Annotated in this window: 6 protein-coding genes; all 6 read left to right on the top strand. The window is 42.0% G+C overall.

The features are described 5' to 3' along the window. On the top strand, nucleotides 1–1907 hold a 1907-nt coding region (locus tag FEM33_RS02675; protein WP_139010574.1), incomplete at its 5' end, for a CBM96 family carbohydrate-binding protein. 474 nt (nucleotides 1908–2381) lie between these two features. Beyond that, complete coding sequence (locus FEM33_RS02670; RefSeq protein ID WP_139010573.1) at nucleotides 2382–3641, top strand: styrene monooxygenase/indole monooxygenase family protein; 1260 nt, start codon at nucleotides 2382–2384, stop codon at nucleotides 3639–3641. Between the two features lie 497 nt (nucleotides 3642–4138). Beyond that, nucleotides 4139–4774, top strand: a complete 636-nt coding sequence (locus FEM33_RS02665; RefSeq protein WP_139010572.1) for a class I SAM-dependent methyltransferase — start codon at nucleotides 4139–4141, stop codon at nucleotides 4772–4774. 144 nt (nucleotides 4775–4918) lie between these two features. After that, a complete protein-coding gene (locus tag FEM33_RS02660) occupies nucleotides 4919–5152 on the top strand; it encodes a T9SS type A sorting domain-containing protein (protein ID WP_139010571.1) in 234 nt (77 codons plus the stop codon). Between the two features lie 308 nt (nucleotides 5153–5460). After that, nucleotides 5461–6741, top strand: a complete 1281-nt coding sequence (locus FEM33_RS02655; protein ID WP_139010570.1) for a DUF6973 domain-containing protein — start codon at nucleotides 5461–5463, stop codon at nucleotides 6739–6741. Next, nucleotides 6734–7120 carry a hypothetical protein gene (locus tag FEM33_RS02650; protein ID WP_139010569.1) on the top strand — a complete coding sequence of 129 codons (387 nt, stop codon included), beginning with the start codon at nucleotides 6734–6736 and terminating at the stop codon, nucleotides 7118–7120. The genes FEM33_RS02655 and FEM33_RS02650 overlap by 8 nt, the downstream gene beginning before the upstream one ends. Nucleotide 7121 lies beyond the last annotated feature (1 nt).

Below are 7121 nucleotides of genomic sequence, written 5' to 3'. Positions count from 1 at the left end.
GCCGCGCAGCCGGCTGCGGCCCGGCGGCTATCCGCATCAATACAGGCTCGACGGCTGCTTACACCACAGCCGACGGACGCCAGTTCAGCGCCGACCAGTACTACGGCAATGTGACCGGCGGAACAGGCACTCTGGCTTCTACCGTGGATATCCTGAACACGACAGACGATGTGCTCTACCGCTCGGAGCGCTCTGCGGCCACGATCAGTTACAGCATCCCGGTGAGCAGCGGCACGATGAACGTGGTGCTGCACTTTGCGGAGACCTACTTCGGCGCGCCCGGCAAGGTAGCCGGCGGTACCGGCAAGCGCATGTTCAACGTGGACATTGAAGGCAGCCGCAAGCTGACCAACTATGACATCTACGCCAGGGCAGGCGGCGCGGTGCGCCCGGTGCTGGAAAGCTTTGCGGTGACAGTCACCGACGGCATACTGAACATCAACTTTACCTCCGGATCGGCCAACATGCCCAAGATCTCGGCCATCGAAGTGCTGCCGCAGACGGCTCAGGCCAACGCGGCCCCCGTGCTGGCAGTGATCGGCAGCAAAACGGCTACCGTAGGACAGCCATTGAGCTTTACAGCAGCGGCCACCGACCCAGATCAGGGACAAAGCAAAACGTTCGCTTTGGTCAATGCGCCATCAGGGGCAGCGATCAACGCCTCGACCGGCGTGTTCAGCTGGACGCCGGCAACCGCAGGCACCTTTACCTTTACGGTGAAAGTGACCGACAACGGCTCTCCGGCCCTGTCTGACGAGGAAACCATCACCGTGACCGTGGGCAATGCAACGACGACTAATGTAGCACCAGTTTTAGCTGCAATCGGTAATAAAACGGTAACGGTGGGACAAGCATTGAGTTTTACTGCAACAGCAACCGACGCTGATGCAGGCCAGAGCAAGACGTTCTCGTTAGTTAATGCGCCGAGCGGAGCAGTGATCAACGTGACTACCGGAGTGTTTACATGGACACCGACTGCTGCGGGCAGCTTTACCTTTGCGGTGAAAGTGACCGATAATGGTTCACCTGCTTTGTCTGATGATGAAACCATAATAGTAACTGTGAACAATGTGACAGCTCCTACATCGGTAACATTGTCGCCGCTTGCAGATTCTTATGTTCGCAACGGCAGCTATGCAGGTACCAATTACGGAAGTGCTACAAATATGGTCGTGAAATCCGGAAGCGGTGACGGCATAACCCGTTCAGCTTATTTGAAGTTCTCGCTCAGCAGTTTGAGTCAGGTAAGTTCGGCCAAGCTACGTATTTATGCCAACAATACTGAAAATACGACTTCTATCAATTTGTCTGCATACGGTGTTGACAACGATAGCTGGACAGAAGGCGGAATCAACCTGAACAATGCACCGGCAAGTTCATCAACGGTTCTGGGTTCAGTGGGCGTAAATAATACTGCCAAGTACTACGAAATTGATGTAACGGCTTACGTTCAGGCGCAGCTTGCAGCAGACAAAGTAGTAAGCATTGCCGTGAAAAACCCGAGCAATCAGAACAAGAACGTCAATATCAATAGTAAGGAAAATGCATCCAACAAGCCGCAGTTACTGATTGTAACCAATGGTCCTGTTACTTCCGGTGCAAGAACCAGTGCAGAGGAACTTTTCAGTTCGGAATCGAAAGTGGAGTTTGAGAAATCCACGATCTATCCGAATCCGGTTCAGAAGCACTTTACTGTTGAGTTCTCGAAACAACATTCGAAAGATGTTTCTCTAGAAATGATCAGTCAGTTAGGCAGAACTTATAAAATCAATTTGCCGGAACACAGCAGATCAGGATCGAAAGCAGAAGTAAATATTTCAGATCTGTCGCTGACAGGCGGTATTTATATGCTGAGAATACAATCCGCATCACTGACCGAAGTAATCAAGGTATTTGTTGTAGATTAAGTAATTCAAAGATCCATTAATCAGACAGGCCTTCCAAGCGCAACTTGCTTGGGAGGTTTTGTTTTTTATAAGGGTTGAAAACATTCATATAACCGCTAAAATCTTGCAAAAACGAGTGAGTAAAGCCGCATTTTACCAAGTTCTGATTCAGACTGGCGATACAGAATAATCATAATGCAATTCTTGTCAGTAGTACTTTATAATAGTCATAATTAGAGGAATGTTACCGTTTGTTCATTCAACCTGTTTAAAGGATAAAAGCACAGTGAATTTGTCTAGAAATTAATTGTGATTTAACAATTGATATCACTGTATTATTTAAAACCTAATTTTTTCAAACGTAAAGCTGGCTAATTGATTGGCTGCTTTAACCGGCATAGCAAGCTTTTCCGGGTTATTGCAATGAAGCCACTGTTCGCAGAACATGCACGAACTTCTCAGCCGGAATCCGCCAGAAATTAAAACTTTAAACAAATGAGAAAAATAGCGATTATAGGAGCCGGACAGTCAGGTCTGCATCTGGCGATTCGGCTGCTAAAAAGCGGATATGATATTACCATTATTTCTGAGCTTTCGGCAGAAGATATATTCAACGGACCGCAAACGGGGGCTACTTATTTGTTCAGCGATACTTTGCAGCTTGAAAGAGAACTCGGTCTGGATCTCTGGCACAATACAGCATACTATTCAACCGGTTTCAATATCAATTTTGGTATGCCGGATGGCAATTATGCGTTCAGTATCAATTCCAATACAAACAAGCCCGGCGTAGCCATTGATCAGCGGCTGAAATTTTATCAATGGATCAAGCTGTTTGAGGAAAATGGCGGAAAATTTATTGTCAGAAGTACAGCGTCAACTGACCTTCTGGAATATACAAAGCAGTTTGACCTTGTTGTTATTTCCTGCGGAAAGGGCCCGCTTGCAAAACTGTTTACCCGGGATGAAGCGAAATCAAGCAGGGAAACGCCTGCACGCAAATTGCTGCAACTGCATATCAATAATTTTGAGCAGCCGGACAAAACCAAATTCACAACCATTACGCTGGATGCAGTAATGGGTGCCGGCGAGATCATTACCGCGCCATTTTACCAGAAAGACCATATTCAATGTGCGTTTTTGCTGATTGAAAGTGTTCCAAGCGGGCCAATGGACATTTTTGAGGATATAAAATCGGGAACAGTGCATTTGGAAAAAGCCAAAGAAATGATTCGGGAGTTGCTGCCCTGGCGGTATGCTGCTTTTGCAAATGCCGAAATTATACGGGACGATGCTTTTCTTAACGGATCATTTACTCCGGTCGTCCGAAAGCCGGTCGTTCAGCTGAATTCAAATGCGGCAGTTTTTGGAATTGGCGACGCAGTTATTCTGAATGATCCGATCGTTGGGCAAGGTGGCAACAATGCCACTAAAATGGCCAATGCTTATGCAAAAGCAATTATTGCACATGGAGACAAGCCATTTGACGTGGATTGGATGAATAAAACATTTGATGATTTCTGGCAGTATTCAAAACACGTGAACCGGTTCTGTGATATATTTCTTTCGCCGCCAGCGCCACATGTAATTGATATTTTAGGTGCAGCTTCACAGAATGCAGAAATTGCTTCTGACTTTGTCAATGGCTTCAACCACCCTCCAAGCCTGTTTCCATGGCTGGACGAACCGGCAGCGGCACAGCAATATCTGGCAAGCAAGATGAAAACGCCGGAGACATTTAGTCCAAACCAATAATACATAAGTAAGATCATATTTTGATTTTGAAGGCTTTTTAACTGCCGAAATCTTGCATAATCAGTTAGCAAAGCCGGCATTTACCGCCTGATAATCCAGACCAGCTATACGGAATAATTGTAACTGTTGTAAATGAAATTCTGCACAGCTTTGTGAACATAACAGTAATTATCATTCACACTCATTTTTGATTAAATGGTTAAATTCAGGAAGAGTCTGTCCTTTGGGATTGGTGCCGCATGTTTTTCTACGATGCTTTTTTTGAGCAGCTGTTCGAAGGAAGATGCATTGGTTCCACAGCCGGAATCGGCAAGCGTAAATGAAAATTCTAATCTGAAAGGCAATTCCAGCTTAATAGGTTAGTGGACGAAGTCAAGTAGAGAAAGCCCAAGTGGGATGGTAGCTTTCTAAAAAGTCAGAGCTTAATTCCACCACTCTGGGTTAACACAGTTCCATTTATCAAATAGAAAATTTGGTTCATTTACAAAATAAAGAATATGCTTTCCAATGAAAATCCTTGGAGTAATGTTCCATTGGAAGATTACGAAGCTCACATGGCTCATCCCTTAGTTGGTCAGTCAGAAATGCTTAGTCGATTGATGGAATCAGCTCTTATCAAATACAAGCCCGTTTCTTTGGCTATACTGGGGATTGCTGGCGGAAATGGGTTGGAGCACGTACATACAACACAAACCACCCATGTGTACGGAGTGGATATTAGTCAGGTATATCTCAATGAATGCCAAAATAGGTATTCTTCTCAGATTGAGAACTTGATACTAATTAAACACGATTTGAATAGTAGAGAAGTTTTGCCTTTTAAAGTAGACTTGATATTAGCTGGTTTGATTTTCGAATATATAGAATTAGAAAATGGATTGAACCAAATAGATTCTTGCTTACATCCAGGTGGTTCTTTAGCTGTTATTTTTCAGAAGAATAATGGTGTTACTTCCGTAAGCAACAGCGGGATTGAAAGTATAAAACAAGTAGCTACAATATTTAACCTGGTTGATGAAGAAACTTTTGAAAAAAATATTTTGGCTCTTGGATATATTAAGACCGAAAGAAGCGAAAGTTTTTTACCTAATGGTAAATCGTTTGTCAGTCTAGAGTTTAAAAAACTTAGGTAGGTCTTAGAAATATACGAGACTTTGTTTCACCAGTATTTTTATACTTCTCCGGGAAGAAAAGATCCCTGAAATGGCTCCGACCTGTGTTTCTGGAAGATTCTCGAGATTAGCAAAAGGATGTGTAGTTAGGTTATATCTTTTTCGATGGTTCAGAAGCACTTTACTATTGAGTTCTCGAAACAACATTCGAAAGATGTTTCGTTGGAAATGATCAGTCAGTTAGGCAGAACTTATAAAATCAATTTGCCGGAACACAGCAGATCAGGATCGAAAGCAGAAGTAAATATTTCAGATCTGTCGCTGACAGGAGGTATTTATATGCTGAGAATACAATCCGCATCACTGACCGAAGTAATCAAGGTGTTTGTTGTAGATTAAGTAATTCAAAGATCCATTAATCAGACAGGCCTTCCAAGCAACTCGCTTGGGAGGTTTTGTTTTTTATGAGGGTTGAGAAACGTTTATGCAGCAGCTAAAATCTTGAATTTGTCACTGGCAATGTTGGCTTTATCCTTTTAAATAATTTGTTGATTTTCTATTTATCAAAACAAAAAAGTTTTTTCATAAAAAATTGGACAGGTGTGTTACCATGGCTACAAGGCTACGTCCAAAGGTGCACAGAGGAATTCTGATATTCTGAAAAGGAGCTTAATTTAATTCAACTACCTAATTTTAAAACTTACTTTATGACTGTAAATTCTGCTAAACGTAGCGCAATTGCATTGATGATTCTTTGCTTAACATTGATGATATCTTGTAATAGTGAACATTCAGTTATTCCTGATGAAAGGCCAACAATAACAGCAATCACACTGGAACAAGCAAAAGGTTTGTATGAAAGATATTCAAGGCAAGATATTGCCGCGAGAACTACTAAAAGAAAACATAAAGAGAAGCCCGTTTGGAGTATGAGTTCTTACATCACCTTGGTTAATGGAGAACAAGCACTAGTCAGCTTGCTGGAAGAAGAAACGGATGCTTTAACTTTGATTTCTTTTGATGGATCAGCTGCTGAATCAAAATCCTTTGAAGAAGTATTCACGTTTGTTAAATTAGTTGCATATAAGGATTCTACGGGCAAAGAGCACCTGGAAAGGATGTATATAAAAGGAGATTTGGATTACTCAAAGCGTAAAAAGTTTCGGTATGAAGACACGGATTTTTCGGGTCGAATCTGGTTTGAGGATATGGATGACAATTTCCTACGAGGCTATTTCTATGAAAATGGAAAATTAAAAGGCAAACAGAGCCCGAAATTGGAAAGCCAGGCAAATGGCAGAGTAAATTATACTTGCAATATTGTCTACGAAATTACAACTACAACAACTGATTACTACTCCGTATCCAATTGTCCAGATTGCCCGCCGAAGTTTATGTATAATCATACAGGCACTACATATACTGTTTTATGGGAAAGTTGCTACGACCCGAATGTTATTAATTCCGGAGCAGCAGGGACAGGCCTTAATATAGCTGATCCGGCTTTTTGGGAATGGTACAAAAACTTAAACTCTTTGGAAACGTCATGGCTTATAGCAAATCCTTTGAAAGCATATGATGCATACATCCACTTTAAGCAAGGTGAGGTCTCTTCACAGCAAAGATTTGGTGGTGCTATCAATAAAGATGAAGACGGTACAAATCAAAATGCATATAAACATGCTTATATAGCAGCATTACACAATCAAAAATGGGGTAATAACATTGCTTATACCATTATGAATAATCATGAGTATGGCCCTCCGCCTATGTCTGGTACGAGTAACTTGCCATTATCCAAGCAAATGGATTACCATAATAATAAGCTTGGTATTGACACACAGAATGACTGTGGATGTTCTGGCGAAGAATTGCGAAATCATATTCAGGATAAAATTACATCTGGAAAAGGAAAGAGATATAAAGGAAGCAACCTTCCAGATGGTACATTAAGCAATACAAATGGTAAAAATCTGGATAATGACTAATTTAAGAACCATCATACTCCTATTGTTATTTTCGTTCTACGGAATCCTGGGATGCGGGATTAAGAAGATAGAGAAGAATATTATCCTGGATGTAAGTAAATATAATAAGATCAAATTTACCGGAATGGAAGGGGATGAAATCTCAATAAAATTCAAAGGCGTGTTTACCGGCAGAATCAAAAAGGCTATGACTGGTAATTCGGATAAGCTTACTGCAGGAAATTTTACTATTTATGAAAATTCTATTGATTTTGATATGGGTACTATGACAATATATCAGGACAACACAGGGTTTACCTGGTACATTCGCCCAGTCGGCCCTGCAAAGGGTAAGATCAGCGTTTCCATAATAGAAAGTCGCGTCGGACGAATTTTTTGAA

This window comes from Dyadobacter flavalbus, assembly GCF_006149045.1.
Lineage (GTDB): Bacteria > Bacteroidota > Bacteroidia > Cytophagales > Spirosomataceae > Dyadobacter > Dyadobacter flavalbus.
This window is presented reverse-complemented; position numbering and strand designations above follow the sequence as displayed.

Coding starts and splice junctions, on each gene's coding strand:
- FEM33_RS02670 (WP_139010573.1), top strand. CDS start 2,382: ATGAGAAAAATAGCGATTATAGGAGCCGGACAGTCAGGTCTGCATCTG.
- FEM33_RS02665 (WP_139010572.1), top strand. CDS start 4,139: ATGCTTTCCAATGAAAATCCTTGGAGTAATGTTCCATTGGAAGATTAC.
- FEM33_RS02660 (WP_139010571.1), top strand. CDS start 4,919: ATGGTTCAGAAGCACTTTACTATTGAGTTCTCGAAACAACATTCGAAA.
- FEM33_RS02655 (WP_139010570.1), top strand. CDS start 5,461: ATGACTGTAAATTCTGCTAAACGTAGCGCAATTGCATTGATGATTCTT.
- FEM33_RS02650 (WP_139010569.1), top strand. CDS start 6,734: ATGACTAATTTAAGAACCATCATACTCCTATTGTTATTTTCGTTCTAC.